At 72.3% G+C, this 22499-nt stretch carries 22 protein-coding genes and 1 pseudogene; 13 read left to right on the forward strand and 10 right to left on the reverse strand.

The features are described 5' to 3' along the window. Positions 1 to 6: 6 nt before the first annotated feature. Both ACN27J_RS01930 and ACN27J_RS01935 read right to left on the reverse strand, forming a co-directional pair. Positions 7 to 1644, reverse strand: coding sequence for a RecQ family ATP-dependent DNA helicase (locus tag ACN27J_RS01930; protein WP_421362859.1), 1638 nt, complete (start codon positions 1642 to 1644; stop codon positions 7 to 9). 97 nt (positions 1645 to 1741) lie between these two features. Further along, on the reverse strand, positions 1742 to 1876 hold the full coding sequence (locus ACN27J_RS01935) for a hypothetical protein (protein WP_282230358.1): 135 nt from the start codon (positions 1874 to 1876) through the stop codon (positions 1742 to 1744). Positions 1877 to 2013: 137 nt separating this feature from the next. Between ACN27J_RS01935 and ACN27J_RS01940 the strand changes: the two are divergent. Beyond that, positions 2014 to 3594 (forward strand): annotated as a pseudogene (locus ACN27J_RS01940) (glycoside hydrolase family 3 protein); the annotation flags it as partial. 114 nt (positions 3595 to 3708) lie between these two features. Here ACN27J_RS01940 and ACN27J_RS01945 read toward each other — a convergent pair. Together ACN27J_RS01945 and ACN27J_RS01950 are read right to left on the reverse strand one after the other, a co-directional pair. After that, entirely contained in the window at positions 3709 to 4803 is a 1095-nt protein-coding gene (locus tag ACN27J_RS01945; RefSeq protein ID WP_421362862.1) for a PQQ-dependent sugar dehydrogenase, read from the reverse strand. Further along, a complete protein-coding gene (locus ACN27J_RS01950) occupies positions 4796 to 5080 on the reverse strand; it encodes a GNAT family N-acetyltransferase (protein WP_421362865.1) in 285 nt (94 codons plus the stop codon). Before ACN27J_RS01950 ends, ACN27J_RS01945 begins: the two co-directional genes overlap by 8 nt. Positions 5081 to 5375: 295 nt before the next feature. On the opposite strand from ACN27J_RS01950, the gene ACN27J_RS01955 reads away from it, so the two are divergent. The 7 genes from ACN27J_RS01955 to ACN27J_RS01985 all read left to right on the forward strand — a co-directional run bounded on the left by ACN27J_RS01955 (position 5376) and on the right by ACN27J_RS01985 (position 9458). Beyond that, entirely contained in the window at positions 5376 to 5702 is a 327-nt protein-coding gene (locus ACN27J_RS01955) for a hypothetical protein (protein WP_278174460.1), read from the forward strand. Between the two features lie 108 nt (positions 5703 to 5810). After that, a complete protein-coding gene (locus tag ACN27J_RS01960) occupies positions 5811 to 6575 on the forward strand; it encodes a DUF1206 domain-containing protein (protein ID WP_421362868.1) in 765 nt (254 codons plus the stop codon). 85 nt (positions 6576 to 6660) lie between these two features. Further along, positions 6661 to 7914, forward strand: a complete 1254-nt coding sequence (locus tag ACN27J_RS01965) for a mechanosensitive ion channel family protein (RefSeq protein ID WP_421362871.1) — start codon at positions 6661 to 6663, stop codon at positions 7912 to 7914. Between the two features lie 50 nt (positions 7915 to 7964). Continuing rightward, the gene (locus tag ACN27J_RS01970; RefSeq protein ID WP_421362873.1) at positions 7965 to 8387 is read left to right on the forward strand and encodes a phage holin family protein; all 423 of its coding nucleotides are present in this window, start codon (positions 7965 to 7967) and stop codon (positions 8385 to 8387) included. After that, entirely contained in the window at positions 8384 to 8692 is a 309-nt protein-coding gene (locus ACN27J_RS01975) for a DUF3618 domain-containing protein (RefSeq protein WP_278168580.1), read from the forward strand. Before ACN27J_RS01970 ends, ACN27J_RS01975 begins: the two co-directional genes overlap by 4 nt. After that, complete coding sequence (locus tag ACN27J_RS01980; RefSeq protein WP_123601092.1) at positions 8689 to 8961, forward strand: DUF4235 domain-containing protein; 273 nt, start codon at positions 8689 to 8691, stop codon at positions 8959 to 8961. The genes ACN27J_RS01975 and ACN27J_RS01980 overlap by 4 nt, the downstream gene beginning before the upstream one ends. 293 nt (positions 8962 to 9254) lie before the next feature. Then, positions 9255 to 9458, forward strand: a complete 204-nt coding sequence (locus ACN27J_RS01985; RefSeq protein ID WP_007075740.1) for a cold-shock protein — start codon at positions 9255 to 9257, stop codon at positions 9456 to 9458. A gap of 144 nt (positions 9459 to 9602) precedes the next feature. Here the strand turns inward: ACN27J_RS01985 and ACN27J_RS01990 are convergent, their stop codons facing one another. Further along, positions 9603 to 10586 (reverse strand): aldo/keto reductase, encoded by a 984-nt coding sequence (locus ACN27J_RS01990; protein ID WP_421362877.1) that lies wholly within the window; start codon positions 10584 to 10586, stop codon positions 9603 to 9605. 143 nt (positions 10587 to 10729) lie between these two features. On the opposite strand from ACN27J_RS01990, the gene ACN27J_RS01995 reads away from it, so the two are divergent. Next, the gene (locus ACN27J_RS01995; protein ID WP_421372073.1) at positions 10730 to 11743 is read left to right on the forward strand and encodes an adenosine deaminase; all 1014 of its coding nucleotides are present in this window, start codon (positions 10730 to 10732) and stop codon (positions 11741 to 11743) included. Positions 11744 to 11761: 18 nt separating this feature from the next. Here the strand turns inward: ACN27J_RS01995 and ACN27J_RS02000 are convergent, their stop codons facing one another. The 4 genes from ACN27J_RS02000 to ACN27J_RS02015 form a co-directional block, all read right to left on the reverse strand. Then, entirely contained in the window at positions 11762 to 11983 is a 222-nt protein-coding gene (locus ACN27J_RS02000) for a hypothetical protein (RefSeq protein WP_421362880.1), read from the reverse strand. Positions 11984 to 12219: 236 nt separating this feature from the next. Beyond that, the gene (locus ACN27J_RS02005; RefSeq protein WP_421362882.1) at positions 12220 to 13617 is read right to left on the reverse strand and encodes an ATP-binding protein; all 1398 of its coding nucleotides are present in this window, start codon (positions 13615 to 13617) and stop codon (positions 12220 to 12222) included. A gap of 29 nt (positions 13618 to 13646) precedes the next feature. After that, complete coding sequence (locus ACN27J_RS02010) at positions 13647 to 14336, reverse strand: response regulator transcription factor (protein ID WP_123601096.1); 690 nt, start codon at positions 14334 to 14336, stop codon at positions 13647 to 13649. Between the two features lie 123 nt (positions 14337 to 14459). Beyond that, positions 14460 to 15602 carry a class I SAM-dependent methyltransferase gene (locus ACN27J_RS02015; RefSeq protein ID WP_421362886.1) on the reverse strand — a complete coding sequence of 381 codons (1143 nt, stop codon included), beginning with the start codon at positions 15600 to 15602 and terminating at the stop codon, positions 14460 to 14462. Between the two features lie 209 nt (positions 15603 to 15811). On the opposite strand from ACN27J_RS02015, the gene thrS reads away from it, so the two are divergent. After that, positions 15812 to 17869 carry a threonine--tRNA ligase gene (gene thrS / locus ACN27J_RS02020; RefSeq protein WP_421362889.1) on the forward strand — a complete coding sequence of 686 codons (2058 nt, stop codon included), beginning with the start codon at positions 15812 to 15814 and terminating at the stop codon, positions 17867 to 17869. 112 nt (positions 17870 to 17981) lie between these two features. Beyond that, entirely contained in the window at positions 17982 to 18458 is a 477-nt protein-coding gene (locus tag ACN27J_RS02025; protein ID WP_421372074.1) for an HIT family protein, read from the forward strand. Between the two features lie 22 nt (positions 18459 to 18480). On the opposite strand, the gene ACN27J_RS02030 is transcribed toward ACN27J_RS02025, so the two are convergent. After that, positions 18481 to 20607 (reverse strand): elongation factor G-like protein EF-G2, encoded by a 2127-nt coding sequence (locus ACN27J_RS02030; protein ID WP_421362892.1) that lies wholly within the window; start codon positions 20605 to 20607, stop codon positions 18481 to 18483. Positions 20608 to 20920: 313 nt separating this feature from the next. Between ACN27J_RS02030 and pgsA the strand changes: the two genes are divergently transcribed. Next, positions 20921 to 21568 (forward strand): phosphatidylinositol phosphate synthase, encoded by a 648-nt coding sequence (gene pgsA, locus ACN27J_RS02035; protein WP_421362894.1) that lies wholly within the window; start codon positions 20921 to 20923, stop codon positions 21566 to 21568. Next, positions 21565 to 22497, forward strand: a complete 933-nt coding sequence (locus tag ACN27J_RS02040; protein ID WP_421362897.1) for a phosphatidylinositol mannoside acyltransferase — start codon at positions 21565 to 21567, stop codon at positions 22495 to 22497. The genes pgsA and ACN27J_RS02040 overlap by 4 nt, the downstream gene beginning before the upstream one ends. The last annotated feature ends 2 nt before the right edge of the window (positions 22498 to 22499 follow it).

Raw genomic sequence — 22499 nt, forward strand, 5'->3', positions numbered from 1 at the left:
CGATCCTCAGCGCTGCTCGGCGGCCAGCAGACCCTGGTCGCTGACCACCGGCACCGACAACGTCTTGTAGCCGACACCGTCGAAGAGGACCGTCATCCGGTCCTGTTCGTACCCGAGTACCAGGCCGGCCCCCCATTCCGCGTGTCGCACCATACTGTGTACCGGGAACGGGCCGGCGGCGCCGTCGTCAGCGGTGCTGGTCCCGGCGTGGCAGCTGTCGCAATGGCCACAGACGTCCGTGACATGCTCCCCGAAGTAGGCAAGCAGCGCCCGGGTGCGGCAACCGGTCGCCTCGGCGAAGGCCCGCATCATGTCGGTACGGGAGCGCTGCACGGTCTGGCGACGTCCGGCCGCCGCCACCGCGTCGGCGGCGGCCCGCGCCGGGTCCGGCGCGTAGAACGGACGGACGGTCTGGGTGCCGGCGACGGTACGGGCCGCGCCCACCTCCTCCAACAGGGCGAGCAGTTGGCTCAGTTTGCGGGCGCCGAGCCCGGTGCGGCGGCGCAGCTCGGCGCGGGTGGCCGGCTCGGTGTCCAGCACCTCGGCGACGTCGCGCAACTCGTCGTGGTCGGGCGGGCTGGTGGTGAAGTACCGCTGCAGACCGATGTCCTCGGCCCGCCACAACAGCAGCGCGCGGGCCGGCCGGCCGTCCCGGCCGCCGCGCCCGATCTCCTGCAGATAGCTGTCGGGCGAGTCCGGCAGCGCGGTGTGCGCCACCCACCGTACGTCCGGTTTGTCGATGCCCATGCCGAACGCGGACGTCGCCACCATGATCGGCACCTGCCCGGCGAGGAACTCGTCGTGCAGCTGCTGCCGGGCGGTGGCCGACATGCCGGCGTGGTAGCAGCGGGCCGGGTAGCCGGCGGCCGCGAGCTGACCGGCCAGGTCCGCCGCGGCCCGCCGGGTCGGCACGTAGACGATGCCGGGCGGCTGTTCGGCGTCGAGCAGGGCGACCAGCCGGCGCCACCGGTAGTCCTCAGTAGGGCAGTGGGCCACCTCGAGGAACAGGTTGCCCCGGTCGAGTCCGGCCACCACCAGGTGCGGATCGGTGAGCCTGAGCCGGTGGACGATGTCGTCGCGCACCGGCGGCGAGGCGGTGGCGGTCAGCGCCACCACCGCAGGGCGGCCCAACTGCTCCACCAGGTGTCCGACGGCCAGGTAGTCGGGTCGGAAGTCGTGCCCCCAGGCCGAGACGCAGTGCGCCTCGTCGACCGCGACCAGCGCCGGAGACAGCCGCCGTACCTCGGCCAGCCGGTCCGGGTCGCACAGCTGTTCCGGTGTGGTGAACAGGAACCGGGCCCGACCCTCGCGGATGTCGTCGAGCGCTGCCCGTCGCTGGGCCGGGCTCTCCGCGGAGCTGATCCGTACCGCCCGCAGCTCTGCCTGGCCGCGCTGATTGAGTGCGGCGATCTGGTCCTGCTGCAACGAGAGCAGCGGAGAGATCACCACGGTCGGGCCGGGCAGCATGGTGGCCGGGATCTGGTACACGGCCGATTTCCCGGCGCCGGTGGGCAGCACCACCAGGGCGTCGCGGCCCTTCAGCAGGGCCCGCATCGCGCCGAGTTGACCGGGCCGCAACGCCGACCAGCCGAAGCGTTGGCGTGCCGCACGGCGCAGTCGGGGTGAGTGCAGGGGCAGCTCCATCGGAAGTCGTGGTTACCCGGCGCGGACCACGGCCAAACGGGCCAGCCGCCCCGGTGACCGGGTCGACCGTCGGCCGAGCCGGTCTCACCGTTTCCGCTCACCGCCCTTTGCCGAACATCGCCCGTAGCGCGGCGAGCAGGAGCAGGATGCCGAGGACGGCACCGACCACCTGGACACCGGGAATGTCCTGCCAGCTGGTCTCCTCGGCGGCGTACTGGACGAACGGAACCACTTACGCACTGTGTCACACCGGGGCCGCCCGGCGACAGACCGTGCCGTACGGCGGACCGGCGTCGTCGCCGCAGGGCGGGTCCCGGTTAATAGGAAGGTTTATTGACTAAAACTATCCGTGATGTGAACATGAGCCGCATGGTCGATTCCAGTCCCAGTGTGCGGCGGATGGCGGCCACCGTGCTGCAGCCCGGGTTCATCGGCACCAGCCCACCGGACTGGGTGCGCCGGTGGGTCGCCGACGGGTTGGGTGCCGTGGTGCTGTTCGCCCGGAACGTCCGCGACCCCGAACAGGTCGCCGCGCTCACCGCCGCGCTGCGCGCCGAACGGCCGGACGTGCTGGTCGCCATCGACGAGGAAGCGGGTGACGTGACCCGGATCGAATCCGGAAACGGCAGCTCCCGACCCGGCAACCTGGCCCTCGGTGCGGTCGACGACCCGGAACTGACCCGGCAGGTCGCCCATGATCTCGGTCTGGAGCTGGCCGGCGCGGGAGTCACCGTCAACTACGCCCCGGTTGCCGACGTCAACTCCAATCCGGACAACCCGGTGATCGGGGTACGCGCGTTCGGCGACGATCCACACCTGGTGGCCCGGCACACGGCCGCCTGGATCCGCGGGCTGCAGGACGCCGGAGTCGCCGCCTGCGCCAAACACTTCCCCGGACACGGCGACACCAACGTGGACTCGCACGCCGCCGTACCGCGCATCGACGCCGACCGGATCCGGCTGGACGCGGTGGAGCTGACCCCGTTCCGGGCCGCCATCGCCGCCGGCACCCGGACGATCATGACCGGACACCTGCTCGTCCCGGCGATCGACCCGGCCAACCTGGCCACCCTCAGCCGTGCCGTCCTGGTCGACCTGCTGCGGGACCGGCTCGGGTTCACCGGCGCGGTGATCACCGACGGAATCGAGATGCGGGCGGTGACCCGGCGCTTCGGTCTGGCCGGCGCGACCGTCCGGGCGCTCGCCGCCGGGGTCGACGCCGTCTGCGTGGGCGGCGAACACGCCGACGAGGAGACCGTCCGGCGACTGACCGACGCGATCGTCGACGCGGTCGTCACCGGACAGCTGCCGGCCCAGCGGCTGGCCGAGGCGGCGGAGCGGATCCGGCAACTGGCGGACTGGTCGGTGCGGCACCGCCGACCGGACGGCAACGGACCCGTACCGGGTGGCAGCGGGTCCGCCACGCTGGCGTCCGCCGGACCGCCGACCGGTCCGGTGCGGTCCGCCATCGGGCTCGCCGCTGCCCGGCGCGCGCTGCGGATCCGGGCCGCGACCCGGCTGCCGCTGACCCGACCCGCGTACGTGGTGGAGTTCGCGCCGCCGCACAACATCGCCATCGGGGCCGAGACCCCGTGGGGCATCGGCCAGGCCCTGGCCACGCTGCGGCCCGGGACGCTCACCGTCCGACTGACCGAGCGGGATCTCGACGCGTCGGCGGGTCCGTCAACGGCAGCCGGCGTTCCTGGCCGACCGGTTGAGCCGCTGGACACCGCGCTGCTCGCCGCCCGTCACCACGCCCTCGTCCTGGTGGTCCGCGACCTGCACCGGCATCGGTGGATGTCGGTGGCGGTCGACCGCGCGCTCGCCGTCCGACCCGACGCCGTCGTGGTCGAGATGGGGGTACCGGTCCGGGTCGCCGGTGACGTCCACCTGTCGACCTACGGGGCGAGCTGGGCGAACAGCCGGGCCGCCGCCGAGCGGCTGGCCGGTTGGCAGACGCCGGTGGCCAGGACCGGCACGCCGGGTCCGACCGGGTCGGGTCCAACGGTGCCAGGTCCGACGGTGCTGCCCGGCCCGACCGGGCCGGACCCTACGGCGGACCGGTCAGCCGCTGATCCGCAGGATCCGGTCGTCGTCGCCGGTGGGTGAACCGCGCCCGTCCCGGTTCGAGGTGAGCACCCACAGGCTGCCGTCCGGCGCCACCGCCGCGTGCCGCAGCCGGCCGTACTCGCCACTGAGCAACGTCTCGGCGTCGGTGCCGTCCGGGGCGACCCGGTACAGCCGCTGGCCACGCAGGCACGCCAGCCAGAGCCGGCCCTGGTGGTGGGCGAGACCGCTGGGGGAGGCGTCCCGGGGTGCCCAGGTGGCCACCGGATCGATGAACTCCGCCCGGTCGGCCACCCCCTCGACCTCCGGCCAGCCGTAGTTGCCGCCGGCCTCGATCCGGTTCAGTTCGTCGTGCCGGTTCTGCCCGAACTCGCTGGCGTACAGCTGCCCGGCCGGATCCCAGGCCAGTCCCTGCACGTTGCGGTGGCCGAAACTGAACACCGGTGATCCCGCAAGCGGATTGTCTGCCGGGACGGTGCCGTCCGGCCGCACCCGCAGGATCTTGCCGGCCAGCCCGGTTGGGTCCTGCGCGGCTCCCCGTTCGCCGGCGTCGCCGGTGCCGACGTACAGCATCCCGTCCGGACCGAAAGCGATCCGGCCGCCGTTGTGGGTGGGCGCCCGGGGAATCCCGGTCAGCACCGGCTCAGGGGGCGTCGTCGGGCCGTCGGGCCCGAGCCGGAACCGAACGACCCGGTTGTCCTCGGCACCGGTGTAGTAGAGGTAGACCCAGCCGTCGGTGGCATGCTGCGGGGACACCGCCACGCCGAGCAGGCCGCCCTCCCCGTCCGGGACGACCCCGTCGACCCCGGTGATCTCCCGGGTGTTGCCCTGCGCGTCCACGGCCAGCAACCGGGCGGTGTCCCGCTCCGTCACCAGGGCCGTGCCGTCCGGTAGGAACGCGAGATCCCACGGCGCGGCGAGCCCGGTCGCGACGACCTCGACGTCGGCCGACGCCTCGGGCGCGTCGGAGATCGTCGGATCGCTGAACCAGCCGAGCCAGCCGCCCGCCGCCACCACCGTGGCGGCCAGCACCAGCACGCCGACCACCGCGACCGCCGTACGCGTCCTGCCGGGCCGGCGCCGCTCAGTCACCGGTGACCAGCTCGGCGAACTCCGGATGCCGGTCGATGTACGCGGCGATGAAGGAGCACTGGGGAATTACCTGTTCGCCCCGGTCGCGGATCTGACTGAGCAGGCCGTGGGCGAGGGCGTCACCGGCACCCCGTCCCCGGTACGCGGGATCGATCTCGGTGTGCGTCACGGTCACCGCCGCCGGGCCCGGCCGGTAGCTGGCGAACCCGGCCAGGCCGTCGTCGATCAGGATCTCGAACCGGTTCCGCGCCGGGTTGTCCTCCACCAGCACTGTCACGGTCGGACACCTCCTCGGTCAGGGGCCGACATGGTCAAGGCCGACTCATCGGCAGGCCGGCACGGCTTCGAGCCTAACCGTCGACCCGCCGGTGGGCGCGGCGGCAGGGCGGCACTGGCGCGGCGGCAGGCCGGCACTGGCGCGGCGGCAGGCCGGCGGTGGGCACGGCGGCGGGCCGATGCTCCGGGGCACCGTCACGAGCGCCAAGTACGCTTGTCCGGTGACCATCGCACCCCTGCTGTCATCGGCTTCCCGCGCCTTCCGATCCACCAGATCCGGCCGGCGGGCCGGCGCCATCTCCCGCGTCGCCGGTCTGGCCGCCGGGTTGCTGTTCGGCGCGGCGCTGCTCGCCGGTTGCAGCTCCGAGGGCGCCAGCACCGACTGCGGGCTGGACGCCTGCACGGTGACTTTCTCCCGGGGAGTCGAGGCCAGCGCCAGTTTTCTCGGCGTCGAGGCCCGGTTGATCGGGGCCGAGGGCGACCGGGTCACTGTCGAGGTGGCCGGCGAGCAGGTCACCCTGACCGTCGGCGAGCAGGCCACCGAGGTCGGCGGATTCGACGTGAGTCTCGAGCGGGTGACCGACTCGGAGGTGGCGATCCGGGTCGCCCGGCAGCTGGGCTGACCGCCGGTCGGGCACGTTTGGCGGTGGCGCTGACCGGTCATATGGAGCGCCATGCCGAACACCAGGGATGCGCAGCGCACCGCTCATCAGGTTGGTAACAGTCGATCGTTGGAGCTGCTCGCCAGAGCCGGCTTCCTCGGGTACGGCCTGGTGCACCTGCTGGTGGCCTGGCTGGCGTTGCAGATCGCCTTCGGTCGCCCGGCCGCCGACGGGGACCAGTCCGGCGCGCTGCGTACCCTCGCCGCGCAGCCGCTCGGCGGGGTGCTGCTGATCGCCGTCGCGGTCGGGTTGGCCGCGATGGCGGTGTGGCAGGGTATCGAGGCCGCCGTGGGGCACCGTACCGAGCGGGGCAACAAGCGGACGTTCGAGCGGGTCCTGTCGGTCGGTCGGACCGTGGTCTACCTGTCCTTCGCCTGGACCGCCGTCCAGGTGTTCCGTGACGCCAACGCCGACACCGCCGACCAGCAGCAGGCGCTGAGCGAACGGGTGATGTCCGCCCCCGGCGGTCGGTGGCTGGTCGGGTTCGTCGGCCTGGTGGTGGTCGGCCTCGGTGCCGGGATGGTCGTCAACGGCGTCACCCGGCGGTTCGCCGAACAGCTGCGGACCGGGGCGATGAGTGCCAGGGTGCGGACGGTCGTCTGTCGGCTGGGTACGGCCGGCTACGTCGCCAAGGGCGTCGCCTACGGCACCGCCGGGGCGCTGGTGATGACCGCTGCCGTCCAGTTCGACCCGGAGCAGGCCCGGGGCTTGGACGCAGCCCTGCACACCCTGCGCGAGCAGGCGTTCGGGTCTGTCCTGTTGGCACTGGTGGCGGCCGGCTTCGCGGCCTTCGGTGTCTACTGCTTCGCCCAGTCCCGCTACCGGAAGGTATGACATACCGCCCATGGCAGGACCCGCCTTCGCCCGGCATCATTGACGTTTTGTCACTGTTGATGGCGATGTGAAGGAGGATTCTTTCGTGCATCCGGTTGTCTGGACGGTGCTCGTCACGGTCGCGGCGGCGGTACTCGCGGTGACCGTGGTGGCGATCGGCCACCGGGTCGTCCGGCGTCTCGGCCGACGTTCCGTACTGCTCGCCGAGGTCTCGACCCACGCGCACCGGGCGACGCTGGCGGCCGCCACCGTGACGGCCATTCAGCTCGCGGTCCGTTTCTCGACCGGTTACGCGGTCGGTGAGCCGTGGCGGCGTACCACCTTGCACCTGCTGGTCCTTGCGATGATCGCGGCGTGTGCCTGGCTGGTCGGGGCGCTGCTGCTGGCCATGGAGGACACCACGCTGGCCCGGTTCCGCACCGACGTGCCGGACAACCGGCACGCCCGCCGGCTGCACACCCAGGTGGTGATGCTGCGCCGGGTCACCATCGCGGTGATCGTCATCCTCACCGTCGGGGTGATGCTGATGACCTTCCCGGCCGTACGCGGTGTCGGCGCGAGCCTGCTCGCCTCCGCCGGAGTGATCGGTGTGGTCGGTGCGCTGGCCGCGCAGAGCCTGCTGAGCAACGTCATCGCCGGTCTGCAGCTGGCCTTCAGCGACGCGGTGCGCATCGACGACGTCGTGGTGGTCGAGGGCGAGTGGGGCCGGATCGAGGAGTTGACGCTCAGCTACGTGGTGGTGCACATCTGGGACGACCGGCGACTGATCCTGCCCACCTCGTACTTCACCACCACGCCGTTCCAGAACTGGACCCGGACCAGGGCCGCGGTGCTCGGCACCGCCGAGTTCGACCTGGACTGGTCGGTCCCCGTCCAGGCCATGCGCGAGGAACTGCGCCGGCTGGTGGAGGGAACCGACCTGTGGGACGGCCGGGTCTGCGTGTTGCAGGTGACCGAGGCGACCGGCGGCACGGTCCGGCTGCGGGCACTGGTCAGCGCCGCTGACTCGCCGAGTCTGTGGGATCTGCGGTGCCAGGTCCGCGAACACCTGGTCAGCTGGGTCCGCGAACACCGACCGACCGCGCTGCCCCGGTGGCGGGCCGAGGTCGGCGACGGGGACAGTTTGCTGGACTGGCTGGACGTGCGGCGCCGGTCGGTCACCGGCGGGCAGCGCAACGGCCGTCACCCGGTCGCGCCGGTCATGACCACCGCTGCCGACGGGCACGAGGTACCCGACGACGCCCGACTGTTCGGCGGTGACGCCGAGGGCGACGCCCGCGCGTCGGTCTTCGTCGGACCCGAGGAACCCGTCGTTGCTGATCGCCGCCAGCAGGATTGACCGAGGTCCGGGCCGGGCATACAGCGGCGAACAGCGGGAAAGGAGGCACCATGGCCGACACTTTGCACCGGCCGCCGGCCGAGCGGTCCACCGCGGAACTCGTGCAGCAGGCCGGTGAGCAGATATCGCGACTGGTGCGCGACGAACTCGCACTCGCCCGCGCCGAACTGACCCAGAAGGGCAAGCACGCCGGACTTGGTATCGGGCTGTTCGGCGGTGGCGGGGTCGTCGCGCTCTACGGCCTCGGTGTGCTGATCGCCGCCGGTGTCCTGCTGCTCGCCCAGGCCTGGCCGCCGTGGCTGGCCGCCCTGTCCGTCGCGGTGCTGCTGTTCCTGGTCGCAGGCGTGCTGGCGCTCGCCGGGCGACGACAGGTCCGCCAGGCGGCGCCGCCGGTGCCGACGGCGGCGGCGGACAGCGTACGGGCGGACGTGACAGTTCTCGGCGCGGCGATGAAGCGGGGGCGGCAGTCGTGACGTCGCACAACGGCAGGTCCGGCAACGGCACCGGCGATCTCGACCTGCTCCGGGCCGAGATCCGGCAGACCCGGGCCGAACTGGGCCAGACGGTGCAGGCGCTGGCTGCGAAGACCGACGTGAAGAGCCGGCTGCGGCTGGGGGCCGACCGGGCCCGGCTGCGGCTGCGGGATTCGGCCCGTCAGGCGGCGGCCACGGCGCGCCGGCCCGACCGGCGTACCGTCGCGGTCCCGGCCCTGGTGGTGGCCGGCACGGTGGTGACGGTGGTATTGGTGTGGTTGACGAGGAGAGGGAGGCGCGGGTGAGCAAACCGGTCAACAAGTTGGCCTACCGGCCGGTCGGCCTGGTGCTCGGCCTGGCGGCGGGTGCCCTGGCCGGGGCGATATTCCGGCAGGTGTGGAAGCTTGCCGCCGGCGACGACGAGGCGCCCAACGCCATCGACGAGGAGCGTGGTTGGGGCGAGGTGCTGGCCGCGGCCGCACTGCAGGGGGCGATCTTCTCAGTTGTCCGGGCCGCTGTGGACCGCGGCGGCGCGACCGGGGTGCGCCGGCTCACCGGCCGTTGGCCGTCGTGAGCGCCGCCACCGCTGGTCAGAGGCGCGGCGACCCGGCCGGACCGGGCCCGGGCGACGACCAGATTCGGGCACGCCACGAGGGCGTGAACGGCGTCTCAGGTCACATGTCGGAGACGTTCGTCAGGTAGGCTGTGCGAAGTTTTTGCGTACGTGGTTTGCTGTCCACGCTGTTGCGAGACAGCGTGGGTTGAGAGAAGTCCTCCTTCACCGGGGGCCACCTCAGGCGCCGCTGCTCGAAAACGGCCAACCGGCCGCACGGCGTGCTTGGCCGCCAGTTTCAGAAGGAGATACACATGGCGCAGGGAACCGTGAAGTGGTTCAACGCAGACAAGGGCTTCGGCTTCATCACCGTCGACGGCGGGGGTGCTGACGTGTTCGTCCACTTCTCGGCCATCCAGACCAGCGGCTACCGCACGCTGGAGGAGAACCAGCGGGTCGAGTTCGAGATCGCCCAGGGCCAGAAGGGTCCGCAGGCCGAGCAGGTCCGCCCGATCTGACCTCGGTCGCCGGTGCCGTCCGGCGGTCGGGCTGGCACCGACCCGCGAAGGTCGTGACGAGGGCCCCGTTGTTCCGGCCGGAACAACGGGGCCCTCGCTCGTGCGCGACTGGGCCCCAGTTCGTGCGCAGCGCCGGGCGGCGGGTCACCACCGGTGGTGCACCTGCGGCCGGACCAGGTCGTCGTAGATCTCCCGCACCGCCCGCTGGGTGGCGTCGTCCAGCGGGGTGAGCTCCGCGGCCGCCGCGTTCCCCTTCGCCTGGGCCGGGTTGCGGGCACCGGGGATCGCCACCGTCACCCCGGGCTGGTCCAGGATCCAGCGCAACGCGAACTGGGCCATGGTGGCCTGCGGCGGTACCAGCGGGGCGAGCCGACGCACGGCGGCCAATCCGGTGTGGAAATCGACCCCGGAGAACGTCTCACCGACGTCGAACGCCGAGCCGTCCCGGTTGAAGGTGCGGTGGTCGTCGGCGGCGAAGCTGGTGTTCTCGTCGTACCGGCCGGAGAGCAGGCCACTGGCCAGCGGCACCCGGGCGATGATCCCGACCCCGGCGGCGGCAGCGGCCGGCAGCACCCGCTCCAGCGGCTTGAGCCGCAACGCGTTGAGGATGATCTGCACGCTGGCCACGCCCGGCCGGGCGATCGTGGCCAGTGCCTCGTCGACCGTCTCCACGCTCACGCCGTACGCGGCGATTCGCTGCTCGGCGACGAGGGTGTCCAGCGCGTCGTAGACCGCGTCGGTGCGCAGCACCTCGGTCGGCGGGCAGTGCAGCTGGACCAGGTCGAGGCGGTCCACCCCGAGGTTCGCCCGGGACCGGTCGGTCCAGGCCCGGAAGTTGTCCAGTACGTACGCGGACGGGTGCTGCGCTACCCGGCGTCCCATCTTGGTGGCGACGAACAGATCGTCGCCGGCCGACTCCCGCAAGAACCGGCCGATGATCCGTTCGCTGCGCCCGTCGCCGTACACGTCGGCGGTGTCCAGGAAGGTGGTGCCGGCCTCGACGGCGGCGGTGAGCGTCGCCGCCGCCTCGTCCTCAGTGACCGTCCCCCAGTCGGCGCCGAGCTGCCAGGCACCCAGACCGATTGCCCCTACTGTGCGGCCGAGCCGCGGAAACGTACGCTTGTCCACCGGGCGAGCCTAGACGACCGCCCGAACGGTACGCTCGGCGCAGCCGGGCCCCCGCCGGGGATGTCCGTTCCCCGAGGAGGTCGAACGCCACGGTGAGCCAGCAACCGTCGTCTCCGCCCACGCTGTCGGAGGCTCCGCCCGTACTGTCGGACTTCATCGCCGGGCTGCCGAAGGTCGAGTTGCACGTGCACCATGTCGGGTCGGCGTCGCCGCGGATCGTCGCCGAGCTGGCCCAGCGGCACGAGGGGCGGTCCCCGGTCCCCGCCGACGAGGCCGCGTTGGCCGACTACTTCGTGTTCCGCGACTTCGCCCATTTCGTCGAGATCTACCTGAGCGTGGTCGATCTGGTCCGCGACGACGAGGACGTCTGGGTGCTCACCCACGAGGTGGCCCGCGAGTTGGCCGCCCAGCAGGTCCGGTACGCCGAGCTGACGGTGACGCCGTACTCGCACGTACGGCGCGGCATTCCCGCGCCCGCGTTCTGCGCGGCGATCGAGGACGCCCGGCGACGGGCCCGCGCCGACTTCGGCATCGAGCTGCGCTGGTGTTTCGACATACCGGGGGAGGCGGGGCTGCCGGCGGCCGAGGAGACGCTGCGGATCTGCCTCGACGAGGCCCCGGACGGTCTGATCAGTTTCGGACTGGGTGGGCCGGAGATCGGCGTCCCCCGGCCCCAGTTCAAGCCGTACTTCGACCAGGCCCGGGCGGCCGGGCTGCATTCGGTGCCGCACGCTGGCGAGACCACCGGGCCGGAGACGGTCTGGGACGCGCTGCGCGAGCTGGGCGCCGAACGGATCGGCCACGGCACGTCCAGCGTGCGGGACCCGGAGCTGATGGCGTTCCTGGCGGAGCGGCAGATTCCGCTGGAGGTGTGCCCGACGTCCAACCTGCGCACCGGTGCGGTGCCGCAACTGTCCGCGCACCCGCTCGCCGACATGGTCGCCGCCGGCCTGCTGGTGACGATCAACTCCGACGACCCACCGATGTTCGGCACCAGCCTCAACCAGGAGTACGCGGTGGCCGCGTCCCTGCTGCAGGCCGGCCCGCAGCAACTCGCCGGCCTGGCCCGCGACGCGGTAACCGCCTCGTTCCTGCCCGCCACCGAGCAGCGGCGGCTGCGGGACGAGATCGACGGCTACCTGGCGTCGGCCGGCTGAGCCGCCGCCTGCGCCGGGCTATCTACTGGCGCAGGTCGCGTAGCCCGGGTCCTGCCAGCAGGCGAGGACCGCAACCACCAGCGCGGCGATCACCGCCACCCAGCGCAGCACCTGCCGCGCGGTGATCGGCGTGGCTCTGTCCTCGTCGGCGGTGGGTGACCCAGCTGGCGGTGACCCGACGGCGTACGTACCCGACGGTGGCTCAGCGGCCGGCGGTGGCGCAGCGGCTGACGGTGACACGTCGACCTGCCTCTGTCCAGGGTGGGCGCGCGGCGGGACATCGGTGTTGGGGACCGGGCCCCGCCGCGCGCAAGCGTCCCTGGACTGGGGATTCGGGACGGTACTGCGGGTGAGTCGTCCAGGAACGCCGATGGGTTCGGAGCAGATGCTGCCACCCGGCGCAGGGCGCGCGGAACGACGTTAACCCAGACCTAAGGAATACTTGTGCCGGCGAAGACCCGGCCGTGATCTGCCGGTCAGCGCGGCGTCGGCCGGCGACGGGTGCGGCCCCGCTCCCGCTCCCGGTCGCGTTCCCGGGCCAGCCGGCCGACCAGCCCGAACCGGCTCACCGGGCGGGGCGGGGCGGCTTCGGCGTCGGCGAGCAGCATCACCACGCTCGCCCCACCGAGCCGGGCCCGGTCCAGGCTGACCGACCCGTTCGCCTGCAACGCCACCCGGCGGGCGATGTCCAGGCCGAGTCCGGTGGAGCCCTGGTCGCTGGCCCCGCGCCGCAGCGCCCGGTCCGGATTGGCGATGCCCGGCCCGGCGTCGTCGACCCGGATCGCCACGTACCCGTCCCGGCGGGACACCGCCACCTCGAACGCGGTGCCCTGCGGCGTGTACCGGAACACGTTGCCGAGCACCGCGTCGAGCGCGGCCGCCAGCTCGGCTCGGGGCACCGGCACCGGGGTCCGTAGCTGCGCGCCGATCACGTTGTACGGCCGGTTCTGGTCGCCGGCCAGCGCCGACCAGAAGACCATCCGGTCGCGGACCACCTCGGCGACGTCGCAGCTGCCCTGGCCGACCTCCTGGGTGACCGTCTTGCGGGTCGTGTTGATCAGAACGTCGACCTCGCCCTCCAGGGTGACGATCGCCTGACGGATCCGGCGGATCGTCCGCCGCCGGTCCAGCTCGGCCTCGCTGAACGAGCCGACGCTGGTGTCGTCGGAGTCGAGCGCGTCGGCGTCCAGCCGCAGCACGGTCAGCGGGGTGCGTAGCCGGTGGGACAGGTCGGCGACGAGTTCACGTTCGTCGGTCCGGGAGGTGACCAGCCGGTCCGCCATCCGGTTGAACGCGTACCCGGCCTCGGCGAGCTCGCGCGGCCCGTCCGGCTGGATGCGTACCGCCAGATCTCCGTCACCGACCGCCATCGCCGCGTCGACCAGCCCTTTCGTCGCGGCGACGGCGCGCGCGGCGATCCGGTCCACGACGATGACCGAGCAGACGACCAGACCTGCGGCGATGCCGACCAGCAGCAGCCAGGTGCCGGCCGCACCCCGGTTGAGCTCGCCGTCGGCGACGAAGACCTCGACGACGGTGACCGCCTCACCGACCGTGACCGGCTCCAGGTGCAGCACCCCGCCGTCGGTGGCCACCACCGTCGGCCCGGTGCCGGCGGCGGCGTCGGTGACCTGCTGGCTGGTCGCCCGTACGGTGCCGGCCGGGTCGAGTCCGTGCACCACCGGCTGGCGGTCGGTGCTCTCGCCGAGACCGGCCACGGCCCGGCGGACCCCTTCCGGGTCGTTGCTGACCGCCAACGCGCCGCGCACCACCGCGGCACGCCGGGCCGCGTCGGCCAGTGCCTGCTCGCGGGTTTCCCGCTGCAGCTGCAGGCCGAGCGGGATCAGGAAGACCAACGCGATGATCGATGCCATGCCGGCCCCGAGGTAGGCCAGCGCCAACCTCAGTCCGGTACCACCAGCCGGAAGCCGACCCCCCGCACGGTGCGCAGGTAGCGCGGCTTCGCTGCGGATTCGCCCATTTTGCGGCGAAGCCAGTAAAGATGCACGTCGATGGTCTGGTCCTCGCCGACCGACGGCTGCCGCCATACCTCCTCCAACAGCTCCCGGCGGGACACTACCCGACCTGGGCGGGCGGCCAGATAGGCCAGCAGGTCGAACTCCTTGCGGGTCAGCGCCAGGGCCTCGCCGTCCAGCGTGGCGCTGCGTTCGCCGACGTCGACCCGTAGCCCACCCACCTGGTGCACGGCGGGCGGCACCGACCGGCTCGCCCGGCCGGCCCGGCGCAGCACCGTGGTGATCCGGGCGTCCAGATGCGCACCGGTGAACGGCTTGACCATGTAGTCGTCGGCCCCGGCCCGCAGCAGCCGGACGATCGCCTGCTCGTCGTCGCGGGCGGTGGCGATGATGATCGGCACGTCGGTGATGCCGCGCAGCATCCGCAACGCGTCCGAGCCGTCCAGGTCCGGCAGACCCAGGTCGAGAACCACCAGGTCGGGGGTTTCCGCGGCGACCCGGCGTAACGCGTCCAGGGCGGTGCCGACCGCATGGACCGCGTGCCCGCGGTCGGCCAGCGAGCGCAACATGGCGCCGCGCACAACGTGGTCGTCTTCGACCAGGAGCACCGTAGCCACCTCACGACCGTACTGCCCATGGCAAGTCGGCGGTGACCGCGGTCACCGCGCACGGCGGCGCAGTCCGACGTACGCCGCGGTCCGGTCGACGCCGATCGCTGAGCCGCCGCTACCGACGATGACTCAGGGCAGCCGCAACACCCAGCGGTACGCCTGCACCAGCCCGGTGTCGAAGCCGGCCGCCGACCCCCACAGGAAGATCCGGAACCGCCGGTACATCGGCTCCCCCCAGCGCTGCACCACCTCGTCCCGGGCAGCGTCCAGCCGCCGGGCCCATTCCCGGCAGGTCAGGTAGTAGTTGTGCCGGTCGTCGGCGATGCTGCACAACTCGAACGGGGAGCGGGCGACGTGCCGCAGGTACTGGTGCAGCAGCAGCGGCGCGGACCGGCCCGGATAGATGTAGCGCTTCATGAACGCCGACGCGACGTGCTTGCGCCGCATCGCCAGCGCGTCGAGATAGACCCGCCCGCCGGGCCTGAGCAGCTCCGCGTACTTGCGCAGGCTGCGGCGGTAGTCCGGCAGGTGCTCGGTCACCCCCATGTTGACGATCGCGTCGTAGCGACGCTCGTCGGTGAAGCCGAAGATGTGCTGACGCACCACCCGTACGTCGAGTTGTTCCCGCTCGAACAGGTCGACGAGGTAGCGTTCCGACTCCTTGGACAGGGTGGTGGTGGTCACCTCGATGCCGTGCCGGGCCGCGTGTTCGGCGAACGCACCCCAGCCACCGCCGACCTCCAGCACCCGGTCACCCGGCTTGACCCCGATCGCCTCCAGTGCCAGGTCCATCTTGCGGGTCATCGCGTCCTCGAGCGGCTCGTCGTCGGCGGCGAACACCCCCTCCGTGTAACAGCGGTGCCGGGTGTCGAGGAAGGTCAGGAAGAACTCCGACTCCGAGTCGTAGTGGTGGGAGATCGCCCGCCGGTCGTCCTCCCGCCGGCCGTGCAGCAGCCCGGTGAACACGCCGGAGAACCGGGCCACCGGATGCAGATCGGTGAAGAACGCCCGCATCCGCAGCGCGGCGGACAGGTCACCCTCGACGTCCAGCCAGCCCTGCAGGTACGCCACGGCGACCGCGAACTGGTCCAACGCGGCCAGCGCCCGGGCGCCACGGGGGTGGCGTACGGCGATGGTGAACTGCGGATCGCCCGGGCCGAAGCGGTGCTCTATCCCGGCGACGTCCAGCACGGCGAACGGCACCGGCCGCCGGCTGGCGAAGAATGAGTCGTATCGGCGCCGCAGAGCGCCGACCATGTCGGTGGCAGCCACGGCGTCAATCTAACGCCGGAACCGGGTCGACGTCAGGCGTTGCAACAGGACCGACGCCCGGTCACGCCGACGGGGGGCGATAGCATCATGGCCGGCCGGGCCCGCCCCGGCCACCGGAGCACCGTCGCCGGCCCGTGCCGGACCACCGATCCACCGATCCATCCGTACACACCGATACGCACCGATTCATCGACCGTGAGGAGCCCGTCGTGTCCGCAAGCGCAGCCAGTCCCCAGGCCGAACCCGTCGTGGTCCCGGCCGGGACCACGGCCGCGGACGCGATCGCCGCCGCCGGTCTGCCGGTGAACGGCCCGAAGGCGATCGTCGTGGTCCGCGACCCCGACGGCACCCTGCGCGACCTGGACTGGTCACCGGAGGCCGACACCGGCGTCGAGCCGGTCGCCCTGGACTCCCCGGACGGGCTCGCCGTGCTGCGCCACTCCACCGCGCACGTGCTCGCGCAGGCGGTGCAGGACCTGTTCCCGGAGGCCAAACTGGGTATCGGCCCGCCGATCACCAACGGCTTCTACTACGACTTCGACGTCGCCCGGCCGTTCCAGCCCGAGGACCTCGACAAGCTGGAAAAGCGGATGCAGGAGATCATCAAGTCCGGGCAGCGGTTCCGGCGGCGGCGGTTCGCCGACCTCGACGCCGCCCGGGCGGAGCTCGCCGACGAGCCGTACAAACTGGAGCTGGTCGACGTCAAGGGCACCGCCGACTTCGACGCCAGCGAGGTGATGGAGGTCGGCGGCGGCGAGCTGACCATCTACGACAACCTTGACCCGAGCTCGGGTAAGACCTGCTGGTCGGACCTGTGCCGGGGCCCGCACCTGCCGTCCACCCGGCTGATCGGGGCGGTCAAGCTGATGCGCAGCGCGGCGGCGTACTGGCGGGGATCCGAGCGCAACCCGCAGCTGCAGCGGATCTACGGCACTGCCTGGCCGACCCGCGACGCGCTCAAGGCGTACCTGAAACTGCTCGACGAGGCCGCCCGCCGCGACCACCGCAAGCTCGGCGCGGACCTTGACCTGTTCAGCTTCCCGGACGAGATCGGCTCCGGGCTGGCGGTGTTCCACCCCAAGGGCGGCATCATCCGTCGGGAGCTGGAGGACTACTCGCGCCGCCGGCACGAGCAGGCCGGGTACGAGTTCGTCTACTCCCCGCACATCAGCAAGTCCCAGCTGTTCGAGACCTCGGGGCACCTGCCGTACTACTCCGACACCATGTTCCCGCCGGCGGAGATGGAAGGCGCGCAGTACTACCTCAAGGCGATGAACTGCCCGATGCACAACCTGATCTTCCGGTCGCGGGGGCGGTCGTACCGGGAGCTGCCGCTACGGCTGTTCGAGTTCGGCACCGTCTACCGCTACGAGAAGTCCGGCGTGGTGCACGGGCTGACCCGGGTGCGCGGGCTGACCATGGACGACTCGCACATCTACTGCACCCGGGAGCAGATGCCCGGTGAGCTGCGCTCGCTGCTCGCCTTCGTGCTCGACCTGCTGCGGGACTACGGACTCGACGACTTCTACCTGGAGCTGTCCACCCGCGACGACTCGGACAAGTTCATCGGCGACCCGGCCGAGTGGGCCGACGCCACCGAGACCCTGCGGCAGGCGGCCATCGACTCGGGTCTGGAGCTGGTGCCCGACCCGGGCGGCGCCGCCTTCTACGGCCCGAAGATCTCGGTGCAGGCCCGCGACGCGATCGGCCGGACCTGGCAGATGTCCACCATCCAGCTGGACTTCAACCAGCCGAAGCGGTTCGGCCTGGAGTACCAGGCCGCCGACGGCACCCGGCAGCAGCCGATGATGATCCACCGGGCGTTGTTCGGCTCGATCGAGCGGTTCTTCGGCATCCTCACCGAGCACTACGCCGGCGCGTTCCCGGCCTGGCTGGCCCCGGTGCAGGTGATCGGCATCCCGATCCGCACCGACCACGGCGACTACCTGGCCGAGTTCGTCGCCATGCTGCGGGCCGAGGGCATCCGGGCCGAGGTGGACTTCTCCGACGACCGGATGCAGAAGAAGATCCGCACCGCCCAGCAGCAGAAGGTGCCGTTCATGGCGATCGCCGGCGACGCCGACGTGTCGGCCGGGACCGTCTCCTTCCGCTACCGTGACGGTTCACAGCGTAACGGAGTGCCGTTGGCTGAGGCGGTGGCCCACGTCGTCGACGTGGTGCGGTCCCGGACCAACGTCAACCCGACCGCGACCGTACCCGACAGTCAGCCGGGGTCCGACAGTCAGCCGGGGTCCGACGGACAGTGAGCCGGGTCGCCGTCGGGTGAGTCCGGTCGGCCGAGCGTACGATCATGGGGTGACTGGCACGACCGGACAACCGGGCCCGGATGGCCTGGAACGACTCTGGACACCGCACCGGATGGCGTACATCTCCGGCGCGGACCGGCCCGACGGCGGCTACGACTCGCCGACCGGCTGCCCGTTCTGCCTGGCCCCCGGCCGGCCGGCCGAGCAGAGTCTGGTGGTGGCCCGGGGCGAGCGGGTGTTCGCCGTGCTCAACCTCTACCCGTACAACCCGGGTCACCTGCTGGTCTGCCCCTACCGGCACGTCGCCGACTACCCGGAGCTGGACCGGGCCGAGACCGCCGAGCTGGCCGAGTTCACCCAGACCGCGATGCGGGTGATCCGCGCCGTGAGCAGCGCGCACGGCTTCAACATCGGGATGAACCAGGGTGGGGTCGCCGGTGCCGGCATCGCCGCCCACCTGCACCAGCACGTGGTGCCCCGGTGGGGCGGGGACGCCAACTTCATGCCGGTGATCGGCCGTACCAAGGTGCTGCCGCAACTGCTCGCCGACACCCGCGACCTGTTCAGCGGGGCCTGGCCGGCCAACTGACCGGCCACGCCCGGCCCGGCCGTCACCGGCTGGTCGGTGCCGGCTCGTAGCGGGCGAACGCCCGGCGGAACGTGCCGGCACCTCCGGTGATCGAGCGCAGCTCCACCGCGTACCGCAGCAGCTCGGTCGCCGGCACCTCGGCGCGGATCACCGTCCGGTCGCCGGAGTCGTCGTCGCTGGTGGTGCCGAGCACTCGGGCGCGTCGGCCGGCCAGGTCGCCGAGCACCGACCCGACCGCACCGTTCGGCACCCGCACCATGATCGCATCGACCGGTTCCAGCAGCGTCGGCCGGCCGGTGGTGGCCGCGTCCCGCAGGGCCAGCGCCCCGGCGGTCTGGAACGCCGCGTCCGACGAGTCGACCGGATGTGCCTTGCCGTCCACCAGGGACACCCGCAGGTCGACCACCGGATGTCCGCTCACCACGCCCCGGTCCATCTGGGCCCGTACGCCTTTCTCCACCGACGGGATGTAGTTGTGCGGCACCGCCCCGCCGACCACCCGGTCGACGAACTCGAAGCCGCTGCCCTCCGGAAGCGGCTCCACCTCGATGTCGCACACCGCGTACTGTCCGTGCCCGCCGGACTGCTTCACATGCCGTCCGTGCCCCCGGGTCGGCGCGGTGAACGTCTCCCGCAGCGGCACCCGGACCGGCTCGACGTCCACCTCGACGCCGCCGGAGCGCAGCCGGTCCAGCAGCACGTCGGCGTGCGCCTCGCCCATGCACCAGAGCACCAGTTGGCGGGTCTCGGCGTTGCGTTCCAGCCGCAGCGTCGGATCACCGGCGACCAGCCGGCCCAGGTTGCGGGCCATCGCGTCCTCATCCGACCGGGTACGGGCGACGACCGCCACCGGCAGCAGTGGTTCGGGCATCTCCCACGGCTCGACCAGCAGCGGATCCGTGGCCGCCGAGATGGTGTCACCGGTCTCCGCGCTGCCCGACTTGGTCAACGCGCAGATGTCCCCGGCGACGCAGACCTCGACCTCCCGCAGCTGGGCACCCAGTGGGCTGTAGATGTGCGCCACCCGTTCGTCGGCGTCGTGGTCCGGGTGGCCCCGCTGGCTGAGGCCGTGCCCGGCCACGTGCACGGTACGGTCGGTGCGCAGCGTGCCGGAGAAGACCCGGACCAGCGACACCCGGCCGACGTGCCGGTCGACGGTGGTCCGGACCACCTCGGCGACCAGCGGACCGGCCGGGTCACAGCCCAGCGGCGGCCGGGGCGTGCCGTCCAGCCCGGTCACCGCAGGCAGGGTGTGCTCGGGCGGTGCCGGGAACGCGGCGGTCAACAGCCACAGCAGCGCGTCGAGCCCGACCCCGGTGTGGGCGCAGACCGGCAGCACCGGATGGAAGTGACCCCGGGCCACCGCCGTCTCCAGGTCGTCGACCAGCATCTTCGGGTCGAGCTGCTCGCCGGCGAGGTACCGGTCGAGCAGGGTCTCGTCCTCGCTCTCGGCGATGATCCCCTCGATCAGTTCGTCGCGTGCCTCGGCGATCGCCGGCAGGTGCTCCGGGTCCGGCTCCCGCACCTGCGGGGGATGGCCGGTCGAGTAGTCCAGCACCTGCCGGGCGAGCAGGTCCAGCAGCCCGGCGATGCCCACCCCGTCGTCGGCGAGCATCGGCAGGTGCAGCGGCAGCACGTTGTCGCCGAAGACCCGCTGACACAACGCGACGGTCTCGTCGACGTCGGCGCGCGGATGGTCGAGCCGGGTGAGCGCCACCGCCCGGGGCATGCCGACCGCCGCGCACTCCTCCCACAGCGCGGCGGTGGCCGCGTCCATCCCGTCCGCCGCGCAGACCACGAACAGCGCGGCATCGGCGGCGCGTAGCCCGGCCCGCAGCTCGCCGACGAAGTCCGCGTACCCCGGGGTGTCCAACAGGTTGACCTTGACGTCGCGGTGGAACAGCGGCGCGCAGCTCAACGCGACGGAGCGTTGCTGGCGTACGGCGGCCGGGTCGTGGTCGCAGACCGTCGTGCCGTCCGGGACCTGCCCCGCCCGGCTGATCGTCCCGGTGGCGGCCAGCAGCGACTCGATCAACGTGGTCTTGCCGGCACCGGAGTGCCCGACCAGCACCACGTTGCGGATCCGTTCGGGATCGGTGACCACCGCAACGGACCCGACCGGCCCCCTGTCGTGGTTCTTCTGCGCCATGACTGCGCACCTCCTGGCTGCCTGACTGGGTGGGGCGACCGCGCTGCGGGCCCGGCTGGGCTTTCCGAAGCCGGCTGGGCTTCGGCCGGGACCGCAGAGGATGACCGCGGGGTGATTCCGCGGCGACATCTTCAGGCGGGCGGGACCTGCTCGGTAACGTGAACCGTGCCCGGGTGAGCTCGCTCACGTTCACGTGTCGATCCCACACCCGCGACGCGCCGTACACAAGTCCGGCGCGCGAGGTGACCGCCACCGGTTCACGTTCGTGGCCACCGTGCCGACCCTTTCCGTCGACCGTTATCGTGGGACCGCCATGGCGAAGATCTTCAGAGTGTCCGTCCGCGCGGGCATGACCCGGGTGATCGAGCCGGTAGCCCGCGGACTGCTCGGCGCAGGGATATCGCCGAACGCGGTCACGGTCGCCGGCACCGTCGGTGTGCTCGTCGGGGCGGTCGGCTTCGGTGCCCGCGGCCACCTGATCACCGGTCTGGTGATCGTCACGCTGTCCGCCCTGACCGACGTGCTGGACGGCACGATGGCCCGGCTACGCGGCGGATCGAGCACCTTCGGCGCGTTCCTCGACTCGAGCATGGACCGGATCGCCGACGGGGCGATCTTCGGCTCGGTGGCGTACTGGCTCGCGGTCAGCGGCAACCGGGCGGGTGCCGTCGCGGCGCTGATCTGCCTGGTCGCCGGCGGCATCGTGTCCTACGTGAAGGCACGCGCCGAAGGGCTCGGGATGACCTGCAACGTCGGCGTCGCCGAACGGGCCGAGCGGCTGATCCTGGTCGGCGTCGGCGGCCTGCTCAGCGGCCTCGGTGTCGGTTGGGGGCTGCCGGCCGCGCTCTGGCTGCTCGCCGCGCTGTCGCTGGTGACGATCTGGCAGCGGATCGCCCACGTCCACCAGCAGACCGCCGCCGCGGCGGGCTCCCGGCAGGCGGCGCAGGGCGTGGACGCGTGACCCCGGTCGAGCTCGGCTACGCGGCGGCCTGGCGGCTGATCCGGACGCTGCCGCGGCCGGCCGCCGCCGCCCTGTTCCGCGTCGGCGCAGACCGGGCGCACCGGCGCGGCGCGGCGTCGGTGCGCCGGCTCGCCGCCAACCTGCGCCGGGTGGTCGGCCCGGATCTGCCAGCGGCCGAGTTCGACCAGCTCACCCGGGACGCGGTTCGTTCGTACGCCCGGTACTGGATGGAGATGTTCCGGCTGCCGTCACTCAGCCGGCAGCAGCGGCTCGCCGGTTTCCACCTGGCCGGTGGGGAGATGCTCGCCGCCAACGTGGCCGCCGGCCGGGGCTCGGTGGTGGCACTGCCGCACGCCGGCAACTGGGACGCGGCGGGTGCCTGGGTGGCGGCCAACGACTGGCCGCTGACCACGGTCGCCGAACGGCTGCGACCGGAAGGCGTCTACAACCGGTTCGTCGCCGTCCGGCAACGACTCGGCATGGAGATCATCCCGGCCACCGGCGGTCCCCGGCCGCCGTTCGACGTCCTGCTCGACCGGCTCGACGCCGGCCACGTCGTGCCGCTGCTGGCCGACCGTGACCTGTCCGCCCGGGGCGTCGAGGTCAGCTTCTTCGGCGGCCGGACCCGGATGCCGGCCGGCCCGGCGCTGCTCGCGCTGCGTACCGGTGCCCCGCTCTACGTCACCACCATGTGGTTCGAGCCGGACCGCGCACACGGCGCGTTGGACGGGCCGGTGCCGCTGCCCGACCCGTCGGTCGGCCCGCTGGACGTGCGGGTCCGCCTGCTGACCCAGCAGATCGCCGACCGGCTGGCGGTCGGTATCGCCCGCCACCCACAGGACTGGCACATGATGCAGCGGCTGTGGCTGGACGAGCGGCCCGACCCCGACCGGGACCGGTCGGGCAGCGCGGCCACCGGGCCGGGATGAGC

This window comes from Solwaraspora sp. WMMB762 (genome assembly GCF_049179115.1).
Lineage (GTDB): Bacteria > Actinomycetota > Actinomycetes > Mycobacteriales > Micromonosporaceae > Micromonospora_E.

Bases quoted from the DNA above. Each gene is read 5' to 3' on its own strand.
- ACN27J_RS01970 (WP_421362873.1), top strand. From the start codon at position 7,965: ATGGCCGACACTTTGCACCGGCCGCCGGCCGAGCGGTCCACCGCGGAA.
- ACN27J_RS02005 (WP_421362882.1), bottom strand. From the start codon at position 13,617: ATGGCATCGATCATCGCGTTGGTCTTCCTGATCCCGCTCGGCCTGCAG.
- pgsA (WP_421362894.1), top strand. From the start codon at position 20,921: ATGGCGAAGATCTTCAGAGTGTCCGTCCGCGCGGGCATGACCCGGGTG.
- ACN27J_RS02025 (WP_421372074.1), top strand. From the start codon at position 17,982: ATGGCGTACATCTCCGGCGCGGACCGGCCCGACGGCGGCTACGACTCG.
- ACN27J_RS02030 (WP_421362892.1), bottom strand. From the start codon at position 20,607: ATGGCGCAGAAGAACCACGACAGGGGGCCGGTCGGGTCCGTTGCGGTG.
- ACN27J_RS01985 (WP_007075740.1), top strand. From the start codon at position 9,255: ATGGCGCAGGGAACCGTGAAGTGGTTCAACGCAGACAAGGGCTTCGGC.
- ACN27J_RS01930 (WP_421362859.1), bottom strand. From the start codon at position 1,644: ATGGAGCTGCCCCTGCACTCACCCCGACTGCGCCGTGCGGCACGCCAA.